This is a genomic window from Phytohabitans maris, assembly GCF_031085175.1.
Classification (GTDB): domain Bacteria; phylum Actinomycetota; class Actinomycetes; order Mycobacteriales; family Micromonosporaceae; genus Phytohabitans; species Phytohabitans maris.
This window is the reverse complement of the sequence record NZ_JAVHUY010000028.1, coordinates 88,818-112,010: the sequence shown is the minus strand read 5'-3', so window position 1 is coordinate 112,010 and position 23,193 is coordinate 88,818. Positions and strand designations below refer to the sequence as shown.

Below are 23,193 nucleotides of genomic sequence, written 5' to 3'. Positions count from 1 at the left end.
CACATACCGCCGGTACCAGAGAACCGTGTCTCGGACCCGAGGCACGCGCCGATCCCAGGAGCTGACACACATGGACCTTCGCGACTACCTCCACGCCGTTCGCAAGCGGTGGTGGTTCGTACTGCTCGCCGTCGCGGCCGCGGCGGGCGTGGCGGCGCTGGTGACCGCCCTGACACCGGCGCGGTACGCCACCTCGACGACGTTCTTCGTCACCACCGCCAACCAGGGCGTGGCCGACGCGTACCAGGGTGAGCTCTTCTCCCAGCAGCGGGTCAAGTCGTACACGGACCTGCTGACCAGCGACCGGCTGGCGCGGGCGGTGGCCGGCCGGGCCGGGCACGGGCTCAGCGCCGCCGAGGTGCAGTCGCGGATCAGCGCCAAGGCGGTACCCGGCACGGTGCTGCTGCGCTCCACGGTGACGGACCGGGACGGCGACCGTTCCCGCGCGGTCGCCGACGCGGTGGCCAGCGAGTTCACCGCGCTGGTCGAGGAGCTGGAGACGCCGCCGGGGCGCAGCACCTCGTCGGTCAAGGTGGCGGTGGTCTCCGGCCCGACCCTGCAGAGCACGCCGGTGGCGCCGCGGCCGGTGCGCAACTACACGGTGGCCCTGCTCGTCGGCCTGGTGCTCGGCGCCGCCGCGGCGGTGCTCCGCGACGTCCTGGACACCACGGTCCGCGGCGCCGACTCGCTGCGCGAGGTGACGCCGGCGCCGCTGCTGGGCACCATCCCGTTCGACGCGGCCGCCCGGCAGAGCCCGCTCATCGTCGCCGACCAGCGGCGCTCCGTGCGGGCCGAGGCGCTGCGCCAGCTCCGTACCAACCTGCAGTTCGTCGACGTCGACCGGGCCGCCCGGTCCATCGTGGTCACCAGCTCGGTGCCGGACGAGGGCAAGTCGGCCACGGCCGCCAACCTGGCCATCATGTTCGCCGAGGGCGGCCGGCGGGTCCTGCTGGTGGAGGCGGACATGCGCCGGCCCCGGGTCGCCGAGTACCTCGGCCTCGAGGGCGCCATCGGCCTGTCCAACGTGCTGGCCGGCCACGCCGAGATCGACGACGTGCTGCAGCGGTGGGGAAAGCACGACCTGTGGGTGCTGCCCAGCGGGGCGCTGCCGCCCAACCCGAGCGAGCTGCTCGGCTCCCAGGCGCTGGTCGACCTGCTGGACCGGATGCGCGAACGGTTCGACATCGTCATCATCGACACCCCGCCGCTGCTGCCGGTGACCGACGCCGCCGTGGCGACGGTCCGGGCCGACGGCGCGCTCGTGGTGGTCCGCTGCGGCCGCACCACCCGCCCGCAGGTCGCGACCGCGGTGCGGGCGCTGGCCGCGGTGGACGCCCGGCTGCTCGGCTTCGTGCTCAACATGACGCCGCCGACCCGCAACGAGGACTACTACTACCAGTCGCACGGGCCGGACGCCCGGCCGCGGCTGGACCGGGTCGAGGTCACGGCCGCGCCGCCCGTCGCCCGCTCCACCGAGAACGCCACGGAGAAGGTCGGAAACGCCGCGGAGAAGGTCGGCGACGTGGCGGAGCGGGTCAGGTCGGCACGATGAGGCCGAACACCACGTCCAGCGCGGCGGTGACCGTGCGCGAACAGGTCCGGAAGCTCTCCACCGGCTGGCCGACCGGGTCGAGCAGGTCGTCGTCGTCGGGCGGGACCGGCTGCGCGGTGCCCCGGGCGGCGGCCACCTCGTCGACCAGCGCCCGGGCCCGGGCGGCGGCGGGCAGGCCGGCCAGCCGGTCGCGGTCGACCGTCGCGGCGAGCCGGGCGAACTGCCGCAGCGTGAAGGTCCGCCGGACCGTCGCCGGGGCGAGCGAGACGCAGTGCGCGCGCTGCCGCCGGGTGGCGGTGAGCACCAGCTGCGAGCCCGCCAGCAGGGGCGCGGTCGCCGGCTGGCTGCGGAACCCGTCCGGTGCCGCGCCGAGCTCGGCCAGGACCTGCTCGGTGTACGGGTGCATCCGCCGCCCCGGCTGCGCGTGCGTACCGGCGCTGGCCACCGCGAGCCCCTCGGCCCGGGCGGCCCGCACACCGGCGAGCCGCTCCGCCATCGGCGAGCGGCAGAGGTTGGCGTGGCAGACGAAGAGGGTCTGGAAGGCGTCGTTCGGCTGTGCCATCGCGCACCAGGCTAGCGCCCGGGCCGGCGCCGGTACGGAGCCGCTCCGGTGACCGGCCGGATCCACCTGTCCGCGCCGGACGTGACCCAGCTGGAGGAGGCGTACGTGGTGCGTGCGCTCCGCTCCGGCTGGGTCGCGCCGGCCGGGCCGGACCTCGACGCGTTCGAGCGCGAGCTGGCCGAGCGGGTCGGCGTGGCCTGCGCGGTCGGGGTCAGCTCCGGCACCGCCGCGCTGCACCTGGCACTGCTCGCGCTCGGCGCCGGCGGCGGGCAGGCGGTGGTCCTGCCCACGCTGACGTTCGCGGCCACGGCGAACGCGGTCGTCTACACCGGCGCCGAGCCGGTCTTCGTCGACAGCGACCCGGCGACCGGAAACCTCGACGTCGGCCTCCTCGACGACCTGCTCGGCCGGCTGCGCCGGGAAAGGCGGCCGATCGGCGCGGTGGTACCGGTCGACCTCTTCGGCGCCTGCGCGGACTACACGGCCCTGCTGCCGGTCTGCGAGCGGTACGGCGTGCCGGTGCTCGAGGACGCGGCGGAGGCGCTCGGCGCGGCGCACGGCGGGCGGCGGGCCGGCTCGTTCGGGCAGGCGGCCGCGGTGTCGTTCAACGGCAACAAGATAATGACCACCTCCGGCGGCGGCATGCTGCTGACCGACGCGCCGGCGCTGGCCGCCCGCTGCCGGTACCTGTCGACCCAGGCGCGGCAGCCGGTGCCGCACTACGAGCACACCGAGATCGGCTACAACTACCGGCTGAGCAACCTGCTCGCCGCGCTCGGCCGGGCCCAGCTCGCCCGCCTGGACGGCATGGTGGCGCGCCGGCGGTCGCTGCGCGAGCGGTACCGCAAGCTCTTCGCCCCGGCCGCCGGCGTCACCGTCCTCGGCGCCGACGACAGCGGCTCGAACTGCTGGCTCACCGTCATCGTGGTGGACCCGCGGAACGCCGGCTGGCACGCCGACGACCTCCGCGCCGAGCTGGCCCGGCACGACGTCGAGACCCGGCCGGTGTGGAAGCCGATGCACCTGCAGCCGGTCTTCGCCGGCGCGCGGGGGGCCATCACCGGCGCCGGCGAGCGGCTCTTCACCCACGGTCTCACCCTGCCGAGCGGGTCCAGCCTGACCGACGCGCAGGTCGACCGGGTGACCGACCTGATCGGACACTTCCTGGAGGTACGGCGATGAGATACGACCACGTCAAAAGAGGCGTCGACATCGTGACCGCGGCGTTCCTGCTCCTGCTCAGCCTGCCGCTGCTGGCGGCCGTCGCGGTGGTGGTCCGCTCGGCGATCGGCCGGCCGGTGCTGTTTCGCCAGGTCCGGCCCGGGATGGCCGGGCGGCCGTTCACGCTGGTGAAGTTTCGCACGATGCGGGACGTGGACGAGCGGCGCGGGCTGCTGTCCGACGCGCAGCGGCTCACCCCGGCCGGCCGGGTGCTGCGCGCGCTGAGCCTGGACGAGCTGCCCACCCTCTGGAACGTCCTGCGCGGCGAGATGAGCCTGGTCGGGCCGCGCCCGCTGCTGATGGACTACCTGCGCCGGTACACGGCCGAGCAGTGGCGCCGCCACGAGGTCCGCCCGGGGATCACCGGGCTGGCCCAGATCAGCGGCCGCAACGCGCTGCCCTGGGCGGACAAGTTCGCCCTCGACACCTGGTACGTGGACCACCGCTCGCTCGCCCTGGACCTGTGGATCCTGGTCCGCACCGTACCGGTGGTGCTGACCGGTACGGGCGTGCGGGCGCCGGGCTGCGCCACCGCGCCGGAGTACGCCGGTCCCCCGGCCGGCCGGGCGGAGGAGCACGCGTGAGCACACCCCTCGTCATCGTGGGCTGCGGCGGTCACGGCCGGGAACTGCTCACCATCGTCCAAGCGGTCAACGAGGCCGCCGGCGGGAAGCCGCCGTGGCGGGTCGCCGGCGCCGTCGACGACTCTCCGTCCACTGTGAACCGGGACCGGCTGGACCGGCTCGCCGTGCCGTACCTGGGCCCGCTGGAGTGCCTGGGCGGCATGGACCCGCAGACCCACTACGTGATCGGCGTCGGCACCCCGCGGGTCCGCGCCGACATCGACCGGCGCCTGGCCGGCTACCGGCTGCCGGCCGCCCGCCTGATCCATCCCGCGGCGACCGTCGGCGGCGACGCCGCGATCTCCGAGGGCGTGGTCGTGTTCGCCGGCGCGCGGATCACCACGAACGTGACACTGGGCCGGCACGCGCACGTCAACCAGAACGCCACGGTCGGCCACGACAGCGTGCTGGCCGACTACGTCGCGGTGCACCCGCTGGCCGCCGTCTCCGGCGACTGCCACCTGGAGACCGGCGTACTGGTCGGCACCACCGCGGCCGTCCTGCAGGGGCTGCACGTGGGCGCCTGGTCGACGGTCGGCGCCGGCGCCTGCGTGACGCGCGACGTACCGGCCAACGCCGTCGTCAAGGGCGTGCCGGCCCGATGACCCCACCGATCGTCCAATCCGAGGGAGCAGCCCTGGTGACCGCGCCGAGCGAGGCGACCACGACCACGATCGAGACCGAGACCGTCACCGCGGGCGAGCCGGGCGAGACCCGGCGGCTGCGTATCGCCCTCGTGCTCAAGACCAGCGAGGGCGGCCTGTGGACGGTGCCGCACGTCGACGAGCTGCGCTCCCGCGGCCACGAGGTGATCGCGGTCCTGCCGCCGGCCGAGGGGCGGCTGCGGGAGGCGTTGACGGCGCGCGGCGTACGGGTGGTCGACTCCCCGTTCGGCTTCCGGTTCTGGCCCACGCTCCGGACGCTGCGCGGCCTGCTCGGGCTCCGCCGGCAGCTGCGTGACCTGCGCCCCGACGTCATCCACTACCACCTGTACGCGTCGGCGCTGGCCGCCCGCCTCGCCACCGCCGGCATGGGGCTGTGCCGGGCGCACATGGTGGCCGGGCCGCTGCCGCTGGAGTCCCGGCTGGTCCGGATCGCCGAGCGCGCGCTGGTCCGCCTCGACACCGTCACCATCTGCGGCAGCGACCACACCGCGAAGCTCTACCGGCGGCTGGGCCGGCCGCGCTCGCGTACGCCGGCGGTGCCCTACGGGGTGGACGTCGAGTCGTTCGCCCCGCTCCCGCCGGGGACGCGGGCCGCCGTCCGCGCGGATCTCGGCGTGGACCGGGACATGTTCCTGGCCGTCATGGTGGCGTACGTCTACGCGCCCAAGCGCCTGGCGCACCGCGCGCAGGGGATCAAGGGGCACGCCGTGCTGCTCGACGCCTGGCGCGCGTTCCACGCCCAGAACCCCCGCTCCCGGCTGCTGCTGGTCGGCTCCGGCTTCGACCCGGCCGCCGAGCGGTACCGGCTGGAGCTGGTCCGGCGCTACGGCCTGGACGGCGACCCGGCCATCTCCTGGCTCCCCTCGGTGCCGGACGTACGGCCCTACTACGCCGCCGCGGACGTCAGCGTCAGCCCGTCGCTGTCGGAGAACCACGGCGCCGCCCTGGAGGCGAGCGCGATGGGCGTGCCCTGCATCGTCAGCGACGCCGGCGGGCTGCCGGAGACGATCGACGTCACCACGGGCTGGCTGGTGCCGGCCGGCGACGCCGAGATGCTCAGCATCGCGCTGGACGCCGCGCACGACGAGTTCCGCCGGGGCCGGCTGGCCGCCCGGCGCGACCGGGCCCGCGAGCGGATGGTGTACCACTTCGACCGCCGCCGGGCGGCGACCGAGGTCGCGGACGTGATCGAGCGGGCCGCCGCGGGGCGCCTGCCGACCCGGCTCACCCGGTCCCGACCGCGCCGCTGACCTTGTCCACATCGGACGTACGAGAGAAAGAAAGAGCACATGACCGATGAGACAGTGGTGGTTGTCGGGCAGGGTTACGTGGGCCTTCCGCTGGCCATGCGGGCGGTCGAGGTCGGATACCGGGTCGTCGGTCTGGACACCGACCCGCGGCGGTCGACCCGCCTGCGGGCCGGCAGGTCCTATGTGGAGGACGTGGAGAGCGCGACGCTCGCCGCGGCGCTGGCCAGCGGCCGCTACCGGCCCAGCGCCGACTACCGGGACGCCGCCGGCTTCGACTACGCGGTGATCACCGTGCCGACCCCGCTGACCGACGGCGCGCCGGACCTTCGGTTCGTCGAGCGGTCCGTGACGGCGCTCGCCCCGTTCCTCACCGCCGGCGCCACGGTGATCCTGGAGTCGACCACCTATCCCGGTACGACCGAGGAGATCGTGCGGCCGCTGCTGGAGGCGGGCAGCGGGCTGCGCGCCGGGCACGACTTCCGGCTCGGGTACAGCCCGGAGCGGATCGACCCGGGCAACCAGCAGTGGTCGTTCGTCACCACCCCCAAGGTCGTGTCCGGCATCGACGGCCGGTCCCGGGAGAAGGTCCAGCGGTTCTACGACACGCTGGTGGACAAGACCATCCCGGTGCGCGGCACCCGCGAGGCGGAGATGACCAAGCTGCTGGAGAACACGTTCCGGCACGTGAACATCGCGCTGGTCAACGAGCTCGCGGTCGCCGCGCACCGGCTCGGCGTCGACGTCTGGGAGGCGATCGACGCGGCGTCCACCAAGCCGTTCGGTTACCTGCGGTTCACGCCCGGGCCCGGGGTCGGCGGGCACTGCCTGCCGGTGGACCCGTCGTACCTGTCCTGGGAGGTCAAGCGCTCGCTCGGCACCTCGTTCCGCTTCGTCGAGCTGGCCAACGACATCAACAACCAGATGCCGCACTACGTCGCCGACCGGCTGACCCAGGCGCTGAACCGGCGCGGCAAGGCGGTACGGGGGGCGCGGATCCTGCTGCTCGGGCTGGCGTACAAGAAGAACAGCAGCGACTGCCGCGAGTCGCCGGCGGTACGGGTGGCCGAGCGCCTGGCCTGGCTCGGCGCCGAGCTGCGCGTGGTGGACCCGATGGTCGACCCGGAGCAGGCGCCGCCGTTCGTCTCGCTCGTGCCGCTCGACGCCGCCCAGGTGCGCGCCGCCGACGCGGTGGTGCTGCTCACCGACCACGACGGCGTGGACTACCAGCTGCTGGACGAGGCGGCGCTGGTCTTCGACACCCGCAACCTGCTGCCGCCGGGGCGCAACGTCGAAGTGCTGTGACGCCGGCGTAACCAGAAACCGGGCCCCGGGACGTCGTCCCGGGGCCCGGTCGCTATCCGGTCGTACGGCTACACCTGCGCGCCGGATATGCGGCGCCGCCGGAGCACGGAGAGCAGTACCAGGACCGCGCCGAGCGCCAGCGCCGCCCCGCCGGCGATGACCATCGTGGTCAGGTTGAACCGGCTGGTACTCGTGACCGGCAGCATGGTGCCGGGTTCGAGCACGGTCACCGTGACCGACGCGGTCCGCCCGGTCGACGAACCGGTGGCCGTGATGACCGCGGTACCGACCTGGTTGAGCCGCACCGTGGTGGTGAAGGCGCCGAGGCCATCGGCCGTGACGGTCTGGGCGCGGCGCTGCGACACGACCTCGGCCGGTACCTCGGCCACGGGTGCCGCCTCGACCGCCCCGCCACCGCCGGAGCCGCCGGTGCCACCGAAGTTGACGTCGATGACCACCTCCTCGTTGGCGCCGAACCCCTGTCCGGTCAGCTCGACCTCCTCGCCGGCGAACACGGTCGCCGACGAGACCACCAGTGACGGTGACGACGGTGGGTAGGGCTGCGCGGCGGCCGGGACGGCCGCCGACAGCATGCACACCGCTGCCACGACGGGGATCGCAATTCTGCTGATCCTCATTTCCTTCCTCCTCTAGCTGTCTTGAGCAGCTGGTCGGCGGCCGCTAGCGCGGCCGCCCACAGACGTGGTCTGGTCCGACACTCGTCCGCCAGGCGGTGGCTGTGGGAGTCAGCCACAAGTCGGGCCGCGGGGCGACCCGTGATCCGCGCGGCATGGGCGCGGTCAGCAGCGTCATCTCGACCGTCCGGCTGGCGCCGGGCGGCACGTCCACCGTGATCACGCCGACCGCGCGGGCCCGCTCGGCGCCGGTGCCCAGGGCCGCGGCGGCGCCGTCCATCCGCGCCGTGACGATCGCGCCCTGAGCGGGCGAGAAGACCATCACGTTGGTACGGACGGTGTACGGGTCGCCGGCCAGGCCGAGCCCGAGCACGGAGCGGGGCAGGCCGGAGCGGGGCGCCGTGGAGCTCAGCGTGACCCGCACGGCCAGTTCCAGCCGGCCGTCCGGGCGGCAGCCGGTGACCCGCAGGTCGGCGGCGGGCCGCAGGTAGTAGCCGAGCTTGGCGCCGCTGCCGTCGTTGAGGAACACGCCGACCGTCGGCCGCTCCCCGTCCCGCTCCGGCAGCGCGCCTTCCAGCACGGTCCCGGCGATCGCGGCCCGTTCGCGCGGGTCCGCGGTCCAGAGCAGGATCCGCCGTTCCCGGGCGGCGCGGGCGAACATGTCCAGCGCGGTCCGGGGGTGGACCGCGGCGCCGCCGAGCGCGTCGAAGACCGCCCGTGCGGCGTTGGCGAAGTACCGGTCCTCGGCGCCGGCGTCCTGGGCGCGCAGGTACACGTCGGACAGCAGGGTGGCGACCGCGCCGTCGGCGGTCAGCGACCGGCCGCCGGGTACCCGCACCGGGCCGGTGGCGCGCAGCAGGTAGGAGAGCGCGACCGGGTCCACCGCCAGGACCCCGTCGACCGTCTGCCCGTACCGGCGGCGGTACATCTCGCGGGCGAGCGCGGCGGCGGTCGGGAAGTGCGGGGTCAGGTTGACGTTGGCCGGATAGGTGCCGAGCCGGTCGGTGTAGAGCAGCCGCATCGCCGGTGCGAGCGGCAGGACCGGCTCGGTGAACGCCTTCAGGTCGGTCGCGGCCGCTCCCTGGCGGACGATCCGCAGCTGGCCGCGGTCGGCCCGCAGGACGGCGAACGCGCCGGCCATGCCGCCGGTGGCGCGCAGCTCGGCGAGGTTCTGCACGAGCATCAGGTAGGTGCGCGGCCGGTCGGCACCGAGCAGGGACGGCAGCAGCGTCGCGGCGCGCACGGCCGCGCCGGTCAGCGAGACGAGGCGGTCCAGGCCCTCGCGGAACGCGGTCACCGCCGCGCGCACCTGCGGTACCAGGCCGTCGACCTCGATCGCGGCGACCCGCCCGAGTACCGCGCGCAGCTGGGCGTCCGCGCCGGCGAGCGCGGGTGCCGCCGCGGCGACGGCGGTCAGGTCCATCCGGCCGCCCCGGGGTACGACGGTGCTCAGGTCGATCCCGCCGGCGGCGTCGAGCAGTGCGGGCAGACCGTGCCGGGCCACGTCGTCGAGGGCCTGGACCAGCGTCTGCGCCGCGGTGGCGCTCGGCCCGGCGACGGGTGCCCGCCGGGCCAGCCACCAGTCCGGGCCGGTGGTCCGGATCCGGGCGGCCCGGGTCTCGGCGCGCAGCGCGGTCAGGGTCCGCCGGGCCGCGGCGATGTCGCCGCCGCGCGCCTCGCGTTCGAGCTGTGCGACGAGGCGGGAGGCCTGGGCCAGGTCTCCCCTGGCCCCCGCGGCCCGTGCCCCGGTCCAGGCCGCGCCGAGCAGCACGAGGCAGGCCAGGGCGAGGACCAGCCGCCGGACCCACGGTCCCCGCCGGCGGCGTACGTGGGCGCCGCTCACGGTCCGGACCCCCCGTCGCTCGCCGGCCACGGCGTGGCGGGCGCGGTCGCGGCGCGCTTGCGCAGCACGCGGCGCAGCAGGGCGGTCTTCAGTCCACATTGCACGAACGCGGGTATGGCGACGGCCCAGGCCGCGCCGGCCAGGCCGTACGCCGGGATGAGCAGCGCCGCCGCGAGGGCGGCCGCGGTCACCGTGACGGCGGCGGCCAGCTGGTTGCCGAAGCAGCGCGCCGCCGACAGCGCCGCGTCCAGGAAGTACGCGGCGGAGGCGAGCGCCACCGCGGGCAGCAGGACGACCAGGATGCCGGCGTACTCGGCGTACTCGGCGCCGTAGAGCAGGCGCAGCAGCGGGCGCCCGACCAGTGCCGTGGCCGGTACGGCCAGGACGGCCAGGAGCACGCAGAGCAGCACCAGCCGGTGCGACAGCACGCGCAGCCGCTCGATCTGGCCGTCGGCGTACATCCGGGTCAGGCGGGGCAGGATCGCCTGGGCCGCGGCGCCGCAGACCAGGTTCACGCCGAGCGCGACGTACCCGAGGGCGGCGAAGATGCCCAGGGCGGTCATGCCGAGCTGGTCCTCGACCACGTACCGGGGCAGGTTCGCCGCCACCGAGGTCACGGTCCCGGCCAGCCCCAGCGGGAGTGCCACCCCGGCCAGGCCGACCATCGTGGAGAGCCGGGTCGCGGGCCCGCCGTCCGGCGCCGCTCCGGTCCGCAGCCGCCGGGAGGCCGGCACGCAGTACCCGAGCGAGGCGAGCGCGGAGGCGGCGACCGAGCCGACGACGGCCCAGACGGCGCTGCCGGTCAGGTACAGCAGCGCGGTCATCGCGACGAGCGTCGCGGCGCCGTTCACGGTCATCGACACGGCGATGTCGCGCATGCGCCCGTGCCGCTGGAACAGCCCGCAGAAGATGTCGCCGACGGCGTCGAGGGCCTTGGCCGCGCCGACCAGGATCACCACGGCGGCGGTACCGGCGTCGAACACCATCGCGACCGCGGCGATGCCGCAGAGGGCGACCGCCGCGCCGGCCAGCCGCAGCCGCAGGTAGTCGCCGAACCGGTAGCGGGACCGCGCGTCGGTGACCTGGACCGTGCGCAGCGCCAGGCCGGCGAGCAGGATCAGCGGGGCGCTGACGGCCAGCCCGATGGCGTACCGGCCGACGACGTCCGGCCCGCCCAGCCGGGCGAGCATCACGATCACGGCCCACTGGGTGGCCGCCGCGGCGGCGTTGCCCAGCAGGAGCCAGCCCGCGTCCCGCCCGGCGGCCATCGCCCGCGTGGTGCGGCCGACGGCGGGCGAGAGCGTCGACGGTGCCGTCATAGGCGCGGCTGCCCCCACATTCACGTACCCCCGATGTCCGTAATGCGGTTTTGTTCCACTTTCTCCACGGCTGTCGCCCGGTGGGATGACGCGAATAACGGCATGTTCTCCGCGATTCACCTCCACGCCAGCAATCACCTCAAACTGGCACGCCGACTTACAAAGAATGTCTGTTTCATAACCTTTTCTGTGTTTAGCTCTGCCGGGGGAAGCGGTTTGCGCGGCTGTCGATTCGCCGTCGCAGATGAGAGGACGTGACGCTTGTGCTTGCCGATCGCAATTTCTTGATCACCGGGGGCACCGGCTCCTTTGGACAGACGATGGTGGCCCGGCTGCTCGCGGCGGGCGCCGCCCAGGTCCGGGTCTTCAGCCGCGACGAGGCGAAGCAGGAAGCGATGCGGCTCCGGCTGCGCGACGACCGCCTGCGGTTCCACGTCGGCGACGTACGGGACCCCGACTCCGTGGCCCGGGCGACCCGCGGCGTCGACTACGTGTTCCACGCCGCCGCGCTCAAGCAGGTGCCGTCCTGCGAGTTCTTCCCGCTGGAGGCCATCCGCACCAACGCGCTCGGCAGCGCCAACGTCGTGGAGGCCAGCGAGCGGGCCGGCGTCGCCGCGGTGGTCCTGCTCAGCACCGACAAGGCCGTCTACCCGGTCAACGCGATGGGGATGACCAAGGCGCTGATGGAGAAGGTGGCCCACGCGCACGCCCGCGCGGAGGGCACCTCCACCGTCGTCTCGTGCGTCCGGTACGGCAACGTGATGTACTCGCGCGGCTCGGTGATCCCGCTCTTCGTCGAGCAGGTCCGCGCCAGCCGCCCGCTGACCGTCACCGACCCCCGGATGACCCGCTTCATGATGTCGCTGGACGACTCGGTGCGCCTGGTCGAGCACGCGTTCCTGCACGCCCGGCCGGGCGACCTGTTCGTCCGCAAGGCGAGCGCCTGCACCGTCGGCGACCTCGCCACGGCGGTCAGCGAGATCTTCGACGCACCGGCGAAGCTGGACCTGCTCGGCGTACGGCACGGCGAGAAGCTCTACGAGACGCTGGTGAGCCGGGAGGAGATGGCCCGCGCGGAGGACCGCGGCGACTACTTCCGGATCCCGCTGGACGCCCGCGACCTCAACTACGCGCTCTACGTCGACGAGGGCCAGGCGCGGGTGGACGGCGTGCACGACTACACCTCCGACAACGCCCACCGGCTCGGCGTGCCCGAGGTCCGCTCGCTGCTGCTCACGCTCCCCGAGATCCGGGCCGAACTGGCCGCCGCGGCGGCGTCGTCATGAGGATCGTGGTCACCGGCGCGGACGGGTTCCTGGGCTGGCACGTACGGGTGCTGGCCCGCGCGCTGGGACTGTCCGACGTGGTCGGGGTACGCACCGACGGCGACCCGGAGGCGCTGGCCGCCACGCTCTCCGGCGCGGAACGCGTGGTGCACCTGGCCGGCGTGAACCGGGCCGAGCCCGAGCGGCTGCTGCGCGGCAACGTCGAGCCGGCCGAGGCCCTCGCCGCCGCGCTGCGCCGCTGCCCGGCTCCGCCCAAGACGGTCGCCTTCGCCAACTCGATCCAGGCCGGCAACGGCACCGCGTACGGCGAGGGCAAGCGGCGGGCCGCCGAGATCCTGGCCGAGGCGACCCGGTGGACCGGTACCGCGCTGGTCGACCTGCGCCTGCCCAACCTCTTCGGCGAGCACGGCCGCCCGCACTACAACTCGGTGGTCGCCACGTTCTGCGCCCGGCTCGCCGCCGGCGAGCGCCCCACCGTCGAGCAGGACCGCGAGCTGGACCTGCTGCACGCCACCGACGCCGCCCGCCTGCTGCTGACCGGCTCCGGGGAGGAGACCGGCGCGGACCGGTCCGGCCGCCGGACGGTCTGCGCCCTCGCCGAGCGGCTGAGCCGCTTCGACGCGCTCTACCGCGCCGGCGAGATCCCGGTGCTGGCCGACCGGTTCGACGTGCGGCTGTTCAACACGTACCGCTCGTTCTGCTTCCCGGACCGCTTCCCGCTGCCGCTGCCGCACCACGTCGACGCCCGCGGCGGGCTGGTCGAGTCGGTCAAGGTGCACGGCGGCGGCGGGCAGACGTTCTGCTCCACGACCCGGCCGGGCGTGACCCGGGGCGAGCACTTCCACCTGGCCAAGGTGGAGCGGTTCGCGGTGGTGCGGGGCGAGGCGGAGATCGCGCTGCGCCGGGTGCTGCACCGCGACGTGGTCCGGTTCCGGGTCGGCGGCGACCGGCCGGTCGCGGTGGACATGCCGACGATGTGGGCCCACTCGATCACCAACGTCGGGGACGGCGAGCTGGTCACCCTCTTCTGGGCCAACGAGGTGTTCGACCCGAGCGCGCCGGACACCTACCCGGAACCGGTCGAGCCCGCGGCGGCCAGACCGTGAGAGTCGGCATCGTCTCGCAGTTCTACGCGCCGGAGCCGGCGTTCATCCCGGCCAGCCTCGCCGGCGAGCTGGCCCGCCGCGGCCACGAGGTCCGGGTGCTCACCGGCTACCCCAACTACCCGTCCGGCCGGGTGTATCCCGGCTACCGGCAGCGGTGGCGGGACGTGACGGAGTCCGGCGGGGTCCGGCTGCGCCGCGTCCCGCTCTACCCCAGCCACGACACCTCGACGCTGCGCCGGGCCGCCAACTACCTCTCCTTCGCGGTCAGCAGCACGGCCGCCGGGGTCCGCTATCTGTCCGATGTGGACGTCGTGTACGTGTACCACCCGCCGGCCACCTCGTTCACCGCGGCCTGGCTGCTGCGGGTGCTGCACCGCGTCCCGGCCGTCCTGCACGTGCAGGACGTCTGGCCGGACTCGGTGACCGCCTCGGCCATGAGCCCGGCCGGCCGGGCCGGCCGGGCGGTGCACACCGCCCTCGGCGCGGTGATGCGGCGGATCTACGCGGCGGCCAGCTCGATCGCGGTGATCGCCCCCTCGATGCGGGAGCTGGTGGTCGAGCGCGGCGCCGACCCGGGCAAGGTCGAGGTGGTGCTCAACTGGACCGACGAGACGCTGTTCCGGCCGGTGCGGGCGACCGCGCAGGCCCGCGCCGCGATCGGGCACCGGGGCCGCCGGGTGGTCATGCACGCCGGCAACATCGGACCGTTCCAGCACATCGAGGGCGCCGTCCGGGCCGCCGCGGCGGTGGCCGGCTCGACCCCGCTCGACCTGGTGGTCGTCGGCTCCGGCACCGAGGACCGGGCGGTGCGCTCGCTCGCCGGCCAGCTCGGCGCCGACAACGTCCGCTTCCTCGGCCGGCGGGACCCGGCCGAGATGGCCGCGCTCTACGCCGCCGCCGACTACCAGCTGGTCAGCCTGAAGGACCTGCCGATCTTCCGCGGCACCATCCCGTCCAAGCTGCCGGCCGCGCTGGCCTGCGGCTCCCCGGTCGTGGTCGCCGCGCCCGGCGACTGCGCCCGGATGGTCGAGGGTACCGGCGTGGGTCTCTCCTGCCCGCCGGAGAACTGGCCGGAGCTGGCCGCCGGCTTCCGCCGGGCGGCGGCGCTGCCGGAGGGGCAGCGGTCGGACATGGCCCGGCGGGCCCGGGACAGCTACCAGCGGCACATGTCGCTCAAGGCCGGGGTGGACGCGCTGGAGATCATGCTGGACGCGGCCCGGACGGGAAGGGGTACGCGATGACGCGGGTCATGACGGTCGTCGGCACCCGGCCGGAGATCATCCGGCTGTCCCGGGTGATCCACCGGCTGGAGCGGACCGTCGACCACGTACTGGTCCACACCGGACAGAACTGGGACCCCACGCTCAGCGACATCTTCTTCGACGAGCTGCGGCTGCGCGCCCCGGACCGGGTACTGGAGCTGGACACCTCCTCGCTCGCCCGGGTGCTCGGCGGCGTACTGGTGGGGGTCGAGGCCGCCCTGCGCGACCTCCGGCCGGACGCGCTGCTGGTGCTCGGCGACACCAACAGCTGCGTGGCGGCGGTGATCGCGCGCCGGATGAAGGTGCCGGTGTACCACATGGAGGCGGGCAACCGCTGCTTCGACCTCAACGTGCCCGAGGAGACCAACCGGCGGCTGGTCGACCACGTCGCCGACTTCAACCTCGTCTACACCGAGCACGCCCGCCGCAACCTGCTCGCCGAAGGGCTGCACCCGCGGCGGATCCTGCACACCGGCTCGCCGATGCGCGAGGTGCTCGACCACTACGGCCCGGACATCCGGGCCTCGACCGTGCTGTCCCGGCTGGAGCTGGCCCCGGGCGGCTTCTTCCTGGTCAGCGCGCACCGCGAGGAGAACGTCGACGACCCGGCCCGGCTCCGGGCGCTGCTCGGCTGCCTGCGCGCGGTCCGCGACGAGTGGGGGCTGCCCGCGCTGGTCTCCACCCATCCGCGCACCCGCAAGCGGCTGGAGTCGCTGGCACCGGACCCCGGCACGCTGGAGGGCATCACGTTCCACGAGCCGTTCGGGCTCTTCGACTACGTGCACCTGCAGACCGCCGCCCGCTGCACGCTCTCCGACAGCGGCACGATCAGCGAGGAGTCCGCGATCCTCGGCTTCCCGGCGGTCACCCTGCGCGACTCGATCGAACGCCCGGAGGCGCTCGACCACGGCTCGATCATCATGACCGGGCTGGACCCGGCCGGCGTCGTCGAGGCCGTCCGGACCGCGCTCGCGCAGGCCGCCGCCGGGCCGCCGCCCTGCCCCGCCGACTACCAGGTCGCCGACACCTCGCGCCGGGTCGTCAACGCCATCCTCTCCACGGTCCGCCAGCACCACGGCTGGGCCGGGATCAGGACCCCGCATGGTCGCGATCCGCGCTGACCGACCCCCCGCCGGCCCGCGCCGGGCCGCGCACCGCCGGATGGCGTGGCTGCTGCACCGCTACCCGGTGACCGTCGTGGTGACCGGGCCGTACCTGCTGCTCGTGGTCGCGCCGGCGCTGGCCTTCGACAACCCCGACGCCGGCTTCGTGCTCCGGCTGGTGCTCGTCGCCGGGGTCACGGTCGCGGTGACCGAGACGCTGCTGCGGCTGCTGACCCGGGGGCGCGAACGCCGCGTCGGGGCGTCGGGACCGGAGCACCCGGCCGCCTTGACGGTGGCCCGGGTGGTGGCGGTGGTCAGCGTCGTGGCCGACGTCGTAGCCGCCCTCGCCGGCCGGGGCACGCTCGCCGCCCAGGTGGCCGTCGAGCTCCCGTCGTCGCCGGTGGCCGCCCTCGCCTCCCTCTTCTTCGGCTGGAAGTACCTGGCCATCGCCCTGCTGCTCTACTCGGTGCTGCGCGGGCAGGCGCGGGCGGCGAGCTTCTACCGCTGGGCCGCCGCCCTGATCGCCGCCCAGCTCGCGGTCGCCGCGCTGACCGCGATCACCGCCCCGGTCGCCGCGTACCTGGTCGTCGTGGTCGCCGCCGGCACGGTCGCCGGCGTGGTGCGCAGCGCCTACGTGGTCGTCGCGCTAGCCGTGCTGCTGCTGGCCTGGCCGGCGCTCTTCGCGCTGCGCAACGACATCCGGATCGCCGGCGGCGTACGGGTGGACACCACGGTCAGCGCGCACGACCGGCTCCGGCTCGACCTGCAGATGGCCCGGCTGGAGCCGTACTCGGTGCCGGCCGACGTCGGCCAGCCGGGCCTGGTCCAGGTGGTCGTGTACGGGCTGGTGCCGCGGGTGCTCGACCCGGACCGCTCGGCCCTGTCCACCGGCGCCCGGATCAACCAGTACCTGGGCGGCTCGGCCCGCTCCTCGTACAGCTTCCTGTCCGTCGGCAACGTCTACTTCCTCGACGGGCTCGCCGGCGTGATCGTCTACTTCGGACTCTGGAGCGGGCTCGCGGTCCTGCTGACGTACAACATCCGCGGCGCGCCCGGCCCGGTCCGGCTCAGCCTGTTCTGCTTCGTGGTGGCCGGGCCGCTCTGCTGGAGCAGCACCTACCCGGACACGATGGTCGCCGTGCTCCAGTACACGGTGGCGGCCGCACCGGTCTTCCTCGTCCTGCGGGCGACCCGGGCGGCGGCCGGCGGGACGCGCCAGCGGGCCGCGGCGTGACCGGCCGCCACGCCCTGGCCGGGCGCTCCCGCGCGCGGCGGGCACCGGGCCACCGGCGCGGCGGGGCGGCGCTGCTGGTCGCGGCGCTGTCCAGCACCGGCAACGTCTCCGTGTCGCTGGCCGTCGCGCACACCGGCTCGATCGCCGAGGTGGGTCACTTCGTGCTCGCCTTTTCCGCGTACGTGCTGGCCACCGGCTGCGTACGGGCGGCGGTCACCGACGGTGTGCTGGCCGAACCCGGTGCCGGGCCCGGCGAGCGGCGGGACGCGGCCGGGCGGGTGGTGCTGCTCGGCCTGCTGGCCGGAGCCGGGATCGCCGCGGCGGGGCTGGTGACCGGCTCGCCGTACCTGGCCCTGCTCGGCCTGGCCCTGCCCGGGCTGGCGCTGTACGAGCACGTCAAGGTGGTCAGCCTCGGCACCGGCCGGCCGCGCCGGGCGCTGCGGCAGGAAGCACTGTGGACGGTGGCCGCGCTCGCCGGTGTGGCGGCCGGCACGGTGCTGCGGTCCGGCCCGGTCGCGCCGTTCGCGGTCTGGTGCGCGGCCGGCGCGGCGATCGGCGTGGCCTCGGCGGTGACCGCCGGGCTGGCGCCGTGGCCGGGCTGGCGGCTGCCCCGGCCGGCCACCCTGCAGGCCGCCGGCTTCGCCGGGCAGCACCTGATCACGTTCGGGTCGGCGCAGGTGGCCCTGGCCGCCCTCGCGGTCACCGCCGGCGCCGCGGTGGTCGGGGCGATCGGCGCGGCCCGGGTCCTGCTCGGCCCGGCGGCGCTGCTGATCAACGCGGTGGGCATGCTCATCGTCGCCCGGCTGGGGGCGCAGTCGGGGCGGTCACCGGCCCGCCGGCTGCGCGGGGCCCGCCGGGTCGCGCTGCTGGCCGCCGGGCCGGCCGCGCTCGTCGCGCTGGGCTGCGCGCTGGTGCCGGACCGGGTCGGCCGGCTCGTGCTCGGCGGCAGCTGGTCGGCGGCGCGGCCGCTGGTGCCGGTGCTCGCGCTGGAGGCGGTCGCCGGGCTGCTGGCCGCGGTCGCGTACGCCGGGCACCGGGTGGAACGGCGGGCCGGCCGGGCGCTGGCCCTCGGCGCCACCCTGGGCGCGGTACGCGTCGCCGGGCTGGCCGCGGCCGGCGTGTGGTGGGACGCGCTGGGCGTGGCCGCCTGCATGGCGGGGCTGGCCGGCCTGACCGTGCTCGCCTGGTGGGGCAGCTACACCCGGCTGCTGCGCCCGGCGGCCGGCGCCTCGGCCGGGGACCCGAGCGACCCGAGCGCCCGGCGTACCCGGGACACGACCTCGTCCACGTCGGAGTTGGTCAGGTCGCCGTAGGTGGGCAGGTTGAGCCCGCGCCGGCCGAGGTCGGTGGCGACCGGGTGCGGCCGCCGGGGCGCCCCGGCGTAGGGCGGCAGCCCCGGGATCGGGCTGAAGAACGGCCGGGTCTCCACGCCGAGCCGGTCCAGCGCGGCGCCGAGCCGGTCCCGCTGCCCCACCGGCGCGCCGGCCGGCACCAGGAACGAGGCCATCCACGGCGCCCGGCGCACGCCCGGCGCGACCGGCTGCGGTTCCAGCGCGCCGGCCAGGCCCTCGTCGTACCGCTGGAGGATCTCCTCGCGCCGCCCGAGGATCTGCCCGGACCGCTCCATCTGGGCGCAGAGCAGCGCGGCCGCGACGTTCGTCATCCGGTAGTTGAAGCCCACCTCGAGGAAGTGGTAGCGCCGCCGCGGGTCCATGCCCTGGTTGCGCAGCAGCCGCATCCGCTCGGCCAGGTCGGCCCGGGCGGTGGTCACGCAGCCGCCCTCACCCGCGGTGATGATCTTGTTGCCGAAGAAGGAGAACGTGGAGACGTCGGCCAGCTCCCCCACCGGCCGGCCGGCCACGCTCGCGCCGAACGACTCGGCCGCGTCGGCGACCAGCAGCAGGCCGTGCCGGTCGCAGAGCCGGCGCAGCGCGGCGTAGTCGGCCGGGTGGCCGTACAGGTCGACGGCGAGGACCGCCCGGGTCCGTGGCCCGACCGCGGCCGCCACCTGCGCCACGTCGACGCACCAGGTGGCCGGCGAGACGTCGACGAAGACCGGCGTGGCGCCGCAGTAGGTCACCGCGTTCGCGCTGGCCACGTAGGTCAGCGCGGGGACCACCACCTCGTCGCCGGGGCCGATCCCGGCGGCGGCGAGCGCGAGGTGCAGCGCCACCGTGCCGTTGGCCGTGGCGACCGCCGCCGGCACCCCGCAGCGCGCCGCGAAGTCCTCCTCGAACCGCCGCAGGTACGGCCCGTGCGAGGAGACCCAGCCGCTGCGCACCGCGTCCAGGACGTACTTCTCCTCCAGTTCGCCGAGGCAGGGCTTGGCGACCGGAAACCGGCGGGTCATCGTTGCGCCTCCAGGCCGTCCCGGGTACCGGCGGCGAAGTCGGACCGGGGGACCGGCCCGGACCGGCCGGCGGCGGCCCATTCGAGGACCGCCGCGTAGTCGCGGGCCGTGTCGTCCCAGGTGCGCCCGGAGAGCCGGCGGCTGGCGGCGCACGAGGCGGCGGCGAACCAATCCGGACGACCGGTGACCGCTTGGACCGCGCCGGCCAGCGCGGCCGGGTCGTGCGGCGGGAAGAAGCCGACCTCGGCGCCGGCGAACGCGACCTGCGCCCGCAGCGGCTCCACGTCGGCGCAGGCCACCGGGATCCCCCAGCTGAACGCCTCGAACATCGCGCCGCTGGCCGCCTCCCAGGTGGACGGTACGACCACGGCGCCGGCGCGGGCGTACAGCCGCTCCAGCGCCGTCACGCTCACGAAGCCGGGGAACTCGACCCGGCCGCGCAGGTCCGGCTCCGCCGCGCGGGCCAGCAGCGCCGAGGCCTGCGGCTCGACCAGCGGGCCGGGACAGACCAGCCGGTACTCCGGCAGCAGCGCCATCGCCTCCAGCAGCGTCGCGTGGTTCTTGTGCGGCGCGGTCGAAGACGGGTACAGCAGCAGGCCGGGCTCGGGCGTCCACGGCGTGCCGGCCGGCCGGGGGTGGAACGCCGGCGGCGGGATCAGCACGGTCTTGTCGCGGGCCCGCGGAAACCGCTCGCGCAGCTGCTCGTACGGGTGCGGCCAGGAGACCACCACCGCGGCGGCCCGCGCGACGTTGCGGCTGATCGTCTCGGCGAAGCCGGCCCCGCCCAGCCCCGGCTGGAACTGCCGCAGGTCGTGCACCACCACGACGGCCGGGTCGGCGCCGGCGGGCACGCCGTGGAACGGGTACAGGTGCACGTCGGCCGGGGTCGAGGGGGCGCCGCGGCCGCGCTCGCGTACCTGGTTGACCAGCCGGCGCAGCAGCCGCGAGGAGCGTACCGCCGGGGGCAGGTGGCGGCGCAGCCCGCGGGCGACCGCCCCGCCGGACAGCAGCGGTACCGCCACCTCGGACCAGCCGACGTCGGGGCGGGGCACCCGGGCCCGCCAGGCGGCGAGCGTGCCGGGCAGGATCTCGACGTCGAGCTCGTGGCCGGTCCCCTCGGCCAGGCCGCCGACCAGGCCGTAGCTGAACGCCTCGACGCCGGCCGACGCCCCGGGGCGGATCGGGGTGGCGTCGACCCGTACCCGCATCAGCGGTCCCGCCGGATCAGCCGGCCGGAGCGCTCGTCGTCGAGCAGCTGCCGGTCCGCCTCGACCATGATCCGGACCAGGTCGGCGAACTCGGTCTTCGGTATCCAGCCGAGCCGCTCGCGGGCCTTGGTGGAGTCGCCGATCAGCGCGTTCACCTCGGCCGGGCGCACGTACGCCGGGTCGATCCGCACGTGGGCGCGCCAGTCCAGGCCGGCGTGGCCGAACGCCGCGTCCAGGAAGTCCCGTACCGTGTGGCCGGTGCCGCTGGCCACCACGTAGTCGCCGGGCTGGTCGGGGCGGAGCGAGAGCCACATCGCCTCGACGTACTCCGGCGCGTAGCCCCAGTCCCGGACGGCGTCGAGGTTGCCCAGGTAGAGCGCGTCCTGGATGCCGGCCTCGATCCGGGCCACCGCTCGGGTGATCTTGCGGGTGACGAAGTTCTCGCCGCGGCGCGGGCTCTCGTGGTTGAACAGGATGCCGTTGGAGACGTACATGCCCCACGCCTCGCGGTAGTTGACCCCGGCCCAGTAGGCGAACGCCTTGGCGCAGGCGTACGGGCTGCGCGGGTGGAACGGGGTGCCCTCGTGCTGCGGCGGCGGGCTGGCGCCGAACATCTCCGACGAGGATGCCTGGTAGACCCGGCAGTCCACACCGGAGCGGCGGACCGCCTCCAGCAGCCGCAGCGCGCCCATCCCGGTGATGTCCGCGGTGTACGTGGCGATGTCGAAGGAGACCCGGACGTGGCTCTGCGCCCCGAGGTTGTACACCTCGTCCGGCTGGATCTCGCGCAGCAGCCCGGCCAGCGAGCTCGCGTCGGCCAGGTCGCCGTAGTGCAGGAACAGCCGGGCGTCCGGGTCGCGCGGGTGCAGGTCGATCTGGTCGATCCGCTCGGTGTTGAACGTGGACGAGCGCCGCTTCAGCCCGTGCACCACGTACCCCTTGGCGAGCAGCAGCTCGGACAGGTAGCTGCCGTCCTGGCCGGTGATCCCGGTGATGAACGCTACTCGGGTCAAGAGCCACCTCCTGTTACGGCGAAACGGTCGGCCAGCGGCCGGGCGGGTACCCCGGCGACCACGGCCTCGGCCGGTACGTCGCGGATGACCACGGCGCCCGCGCCCACCACGGCGCCGGCCCCGACGCTCACCCCGTCGATCACGGTGGCGCCGGCGCAGATCGTCGCCGCCCGGCCGATCCGGGTGGAGCCGGCGACGACGCAGCCGGGCAGCAGGGTGGCGTAGTCGTCCAGCCGCGCGTCGTGGCCGACGCAGGCGTTCGTGCCGATGTGGACGTGGCGGCCGGCGGTGATGTCGGCGGTGAGCACGGCGCCCGGCCACAGCACCGTGCCGGGGCCGAGCGCGACCCGCGGCCCGACCGACGCCCGCGGGTGGGTCAGCCGCTCCGCGCGGCGGCCACCGGGCCGGTCGAGGCGGGCGCGGGTGGGGCCGCGGCCGATGCCGATGACGTAGCCGACGTCGTCCGGCGCGGTCTCCAGCCAGCCGTCCTCGCCGAGCCAGGGCACCGGCAGCCGGGCCGCCTCGGCGGCGTTCGCCGGGCCGACGCAGCCGAGCACGGCGACGTCGCGGGCCGCAGCGATGGCCAGGATCTCGCGGGCGTGGCCGGAGCCGCCGAGGACCACGAGCCGCGCCGCGGTCACCGCGCTCCCCGGGTCACGGCCGCGCCGGGCGCGGGGCGTACCCGCAGCAGCCGGTCGAAGTAGGCGTCGGGGTCGAACGCGGCCGGCTCGGCCGCCGCCGGCTCGGCGCAGCGCAGCACCGCCTCGCGCAGGTCGCCGTCGACGCCGAGCCGGTAGCCGCGGAGCGCGGCGCCGGCGATCTCCCGGTTTTGCGCGGTGTCCGCGGCGATGACCGGCACCCCGTACACCCGGGCCTCGGCGAGCGGGTAGCCGAACGACTCCAGCGCCGAGGGGTAGAACGCGGCCGTGGCGGTGCGCCACAGCGTGGCCAGGGCGATGTGCGGCAGCGAGCCGAGCGGCCGGATCCGGGGCTGGGCCAGCAGGTCCGGCGGCAGCTGCTCCGGCCGGGCGGTCACCCAGATCCGGTCCGGGCGGCCCATCGCGTCCAGCACCAGGAGCAGCTCGCGCAGCCGCGGGAACAGGTTCTTGTACGGCCCGGGCACGACCGGCACGAGCAGGAACGGCACCTCGGCGGGGAGCCGCGGGCCGACCGGGGTCACCGGGTGGGCGTGGACCACGACCCGGCCGGCGACCCGGGGCAGGCAGCGCCGCACCCGGTCGGCCATCGCCGTGGAGGGTACGACCAGCTCGTCCGCGCGGCCGGCGAGGCGGCGGACCACCGGGATCTGCGCCCGGAACGCGCGCGGCATGACGCGGGCCAGGTGCGCCTCGCCGGGATGCAGGAAGTGCAGCGCGTTGCGCAGCAGCACGACCCGGTGCCGGCCGGCGACGCCGAAGGAGACGTTGTTGCTGGCCACGGCGAGGTCGGCCGCGCCGACCTGCCACTCCCGCTCGACCAGCCAGCGGGGCGTGACCTGGCGGCCCCGGCCCAGCACCCGCGGCGGGGCGGGGTGACGGGCCAGGTAGGCGTCGAGCTCGGCGCGCCAGCGGGCCGCGCCACCGATGTCGCCCCCCGCCGTGTCGACGACCACCCGCGCCCCGCTCATGACCGCCAGACTAACAGCAATATGGACAGATG

The 23,193-nt window shown here is 75.3% G+C and carries 21 protein-coding genes; 12 read left to right on the top strand and 9 right to left on the bottom strand.

Annotated features, from left to right (window positions below):
- Positions 1-70: 70 nt before the first annotated feature.
- The gene (locus RB614_RS27255) at positions 71-1,552 is read left to right on the top strand and encodes a tyrosine-protein kinase domain-containing protein (protein WP_308715495.1); all 1,482 of its coding nucleotides are present in this window, start codon (positions 71-73) and stop codon (positions 1,550-1,552) included.
- Here the strand turns inward: RB614_RS27255 and RB614_RS27250 are convergent.
- Positions 1,536-2,114 carry an arsenate reductase/protein-tyrosine-phosphatase family protein gene (locus RB614_RS27250; protein WP_308715494.1) on the bottom strand — a complete coding sequence of 193 codons (579 nt, stop codon included), beginning with the start codon at positions 2,112-2,114 and terminating at the stop codon, positions 1,536-1,538. The genes RB614_RS27255 and RB614_RS27250 overlap by 17 nt on opposite strands.
- Before the next feature lie 48 nt (positions 2,115-2,162).
- On the opposite strand from RB614_RS27250, the gene RB614_RS27245 reads away from it, so the two are divergent.
- The 5 genes from RB614_RS27245 to RB614_RS27225 are packed head-to-tail and all read left to right on the top strand — an operon-like array spanning position 2,163 to position 7,175.
- Positions 2,163-3,296, top strand: a complete 1,134-nt coding sequence (locus tag RB614_RS27245; RefSeq protein ID WP_308715493.1) for a DegT/DnrJ/EryC1/StrS family aminotransferase — start codon at positions 2,163-2,165, stop codon at positions 3,294-3,296.
- On the top strand, positions 3,293-3,919 hold the full coding sequence (locus RB614_RS27240) for a sugar transferase (RefSeq protein WP_308715492.1): 627 nt from the start codon (positions 3,293-3,295) through the stop codon (positions 3,917-3,919). Before RB614_RS27245 ends, RB614_RS27240 begins: the two co-directional genes overlap by 4 nt.
- Complete coding sequence (locus RB614_RS27235; RefSeq protein WP_308715491.1) at positions 3,916-4,563, top strand: acetyltransferase; 648 nt, start codon at positions 3,916-3,918, stop codon at positions 4,561-4,563. Before RB614_RS27240 ends, RB614_RS27235 begins: the two co-directional genes overlap by 4 nt.
- Before the next feature lie 35 nt (positions 4,564-4,598).
- Positions 4,599-5,873 carry a glycosyltransferase family 4 protein gene (locus RB614_RS27230; protein WP_308715490.1) on the top strand — a complete coding sequence of 425 codons (1,275 nt, stop codon included), beginning with the start codon at positions 4,599-4,601 and terminating at the stop codon, positions 5,871-5,873.
- A gap of 39 nt (positions 5,874-5,912) precedes the next feature.
- The gene (locus tag RB614_RS27225) at positions 5,913-7,175 is read left to right on the top strand and encodes a nucleotide sugar dehydrogenase (RefSeq protein WP_308715489.1); all 1,263 of its coding nucleotides are present in this window, start codon (positions 5,913-5,915) and stop codon (positions 7,173-7,175) included.
- A 68-nt stretch (positions 7,176-7,243) separates the two neighbouring features.
- Here the strand turns inward: RB614_RS27225 and RB614_RS27220 are convergent, their stop codons facing one another.
- From RB614_RS27220 to RB614_RS27210, 3 genes are read right to left on the bottom strand one after another with little or no spacing between them, the layout of a single operon-like run.
- Positions 7,244-7,813 (bottom strand): hypothetical protein, encoded by a 570-nt coding sequence (locus RB614_RS27220; protein WP_308715488.1) that lies wholly within the window; start codon positions 7,811-7,813, stop codon positions 7,244-7,246.
- Between the two features lie 43 nt (positions 7,814-7,856).
- A complete protein-coding gene (locus tag RB614_RS27215; protein ID WP_308715487.1) occupies positions 7,857-9,653 on the bottom strand; it encodes a DUF4012 domain-containing protein in 1,797 nt (598 codons plus the stop codon).
- A complete protein-coding gene (locus RB614_RS27210) occupies positions 9,650-10,972 on the bottom strand; it encodes an oligosaccharide flippase family protein (protein WP_308715486.1) in 1,323 nt (440 codons plus the stop codon). Before RB614_RS27210 ends, RB614_RS27215 begins: the two co-directional genes overlap by 4 nt.
- Before the next feature lie 254 nt (positions 10,973-11,226).
- Here RB614_RS27210 and RB614_RS27205 point away from each other — a divergent pair, with 254 nt between their 5' ends.
- Genes RB614_RS27205 through RB614_RS27180 form a run of 6 tightly spaced genes read left to right on the top strand, consistent with a single transcriptional unit; the run spans position 11,227 to position 18,276 of the window.
- A complete protein-coding gene (locus tag RB614_RS27205) occupies positions 11,227-12,258 on the top strand; it encodes a polysaccharide biosynthesis protein (protein ID WP_308715485.1) in 1,032 nt (343 codons plus the stop codon).
- Positions 12,255-13,364: a polysaccharide biosynthesis C-terminal domain-containing protein gene (locus RB614_RS27200; protein ID WP_308715484.1), complete on the top strand. Its 1,110-nt coding sequence runs from the start codon at positions 12,255-12,257 to the stop codon at positions 13,362-13,364. The genes RB614_RS27205 and RB614_RS27200 overlap by 4 nt, the downstream gene beginning before the upstream one ends.
- On the top strand, positions 13,361-14,605 hold the full coding sequence (locus RB614_RS27195; protein ID WP_308715483.1) for a glycosyltransferase family 4 protein: 1,245 nt from the start codon (positions 13,361-13,363) through the stop codon (positions 14,603-14,605). The genes RB614_RS27200 and RB614_RS27195 overlap by 4 nt, the downstream gene beginning before the upstream one ends.
- A complete protein-coding gene (wecB, locus tag RB614_RS27190; protein WP_308715482.1) occupies positions 14,602-15,747 on the top strand; it encodes a non-hydrolyzing UDP-N-acetylglucosamine 2-epimerase in 1,146 nt (381 codons plus the stop codon). The genes RB614_RS27195 and wecB overlap by 4 nt, the downstream gene beginning before the upstream one ends.
- Positions 15,728-16,963, top strand: a complete 1,236-nt coding sequence (locus RB614_RS27185; protein WP_308715481.1) for a hypothetical protein — start codon at positions 15,728-15,730, stop codon at positions 16,961-16,963. Before wecB ends, RB614_RS27185 begins: the two co-directional genes overlap by 20 nt.
- A complete protein-coding gene (locus RB614_RS27180; RefSeq protein ID WP_308715480.1) occupies positions 16,960-18,276 on the top strand; it encodes an MATE family efflux transporter in 1,317 nt (438 codons plus the stop codon). Before RB614_RS27185 ends, RB614_RS27180 begins: the two co-directional genes overlap by 4 nt.
- Here RB614_RS27180 and RB614_RS27175 read toward each other — a convergent pair.
- The 5 genes from RB614_RS27175 to RB614_RS27155 are packed head-to-tail and all read right to left on the bottom strand — an operon-like array spanning position 18,159 to position 23,161.
- Positions 18,159-19,313: a DegT/DnrJ/EryC1/StrS family aminotransferase gene (locus RB614_RS27175; RefSeq protein ID WP_308715479.1), complete on the bottom strand. Its 1,155-nt coding sequence runs from the start codon at positions 19,311-19,313 to the stop codon at positions 18,159-18,161. The genes RB614_RS27180 and RB614_RS27175 overlap by 118 nt on opposite strands.
- Positions 19,310-20,521, bottom strand: a complete 1,212-nt coding sequence (locus RB614_RS27170) for a glycosyltransferase (RefSeq protein WP_308715478.1) — start codon at positions 20,519-20,521, stop codon at positions 19,310-19,312. Before RB614_RS27170 ends, RB614_RS27175 begins: the two co-directional genes overlap by 4 nt.
- Complete coding sequence (gene gmd / locus RB614_RS27165) at positions 20,521-21,534, bottom strand: GDP-mannose 4,6-dehydratase (RefSeq protein WP_308715477.1); 1,014 nt, start codon at positions 21,532-21,534, stop codon at positions 20,521-20,523. Before gmd ends, RB614_RS27170 begins: the two co-directional genes overlap by 1 nt.
- Positions 21,531-22,175 carry a NeuD/PglB/VioB family sugar acetyltransferase gene (locus tag RB614_RS27160; protein WP_308715476.1) on the bottom strand — a complete coding sequence of 215 codons (645 nt, stop codon included), beginning with the start codon at positions 22,173-22,175 and terminating at the stop codon, positions 21,531-21,533. The genes gmd and RB614_RS27160 overlap by 4 nt, the downstream gene beginning before the upstream one ends.
- Positions 22,172-23,161 (bottom strand): glycosyltransferase, encoded by a 990-nt coding sequence (locus RB614_RS27155; RefSeq protein WP_308715475.1) that lies wholly within the window; start codon positions 23,159-23,161, stop codon positions 22,172-22,174. The genes RB614_RS27160 and RB614_RS27155 overlap by 4 nt, the downstream gene beginning before the upstream one ends.
- Positions 23,162-23,193 lie beyond the last annotated feature (32 nt).